The organism is Streptomyces rubellus (assembly GCF_036323805.1).
GTDB lineage: Bacteria > Actinomycetota > Actinomycetes > Streptomycetales > Streptomycetaceae > Streptomyces.
The window spans coordinates 1-323 of the sequence record NZ_JAZDCX010000088.1 but is presented as its reverse complement, the minus strand read 5'-3'; the positions used below and the strand labels follow the sequence as shown (position 1 = coordinate 323).

1 protein-coding gene is annotated in these 323 nt (G+C 75.2%); it reads right to left on the bottom strand.

Annotated features, from left to right (window positions below):
* Window positions 1–323: ketoacyl-synthetase C-terminal extension domain-containing protein (locus V1L54_RS29375; RefSeq protein ID WP_330121201.1), on the bottom strand; the 323-nt coding region annotated here is incomplete at both ends.

The window sequence follows — 323 nt, the reverse complement described above, 5'->3', positions numbered from 1 at the left end:
CCGGACAGGATCCAGGGCAGCACCGGGAGAGCGGGCCGCCCCGGTCCGCTCTCCGTCACGGGCGCGTCGGCCGGCTGCGGCGCGCGGTACTCCTCCAGCACCACGTGCGCGTTGGTGCCGCTGACGCCGAAGGAGGACACCGCGGCCCGGCGCGGCTGCTGCCCGCTCCGCCACTCCCGCGCCTCCGTCAGCAACTCGACGGCCCCGGAGGACCAGTCCACGTGCGGCGTCGGCTCGTCCGCGTGCAAGGTCCGCGGCATTACCCCGTGCCGCAACGCCTGCACCATCTTGATCACACCACCGGCACCGGCCGCGGCCTGGGT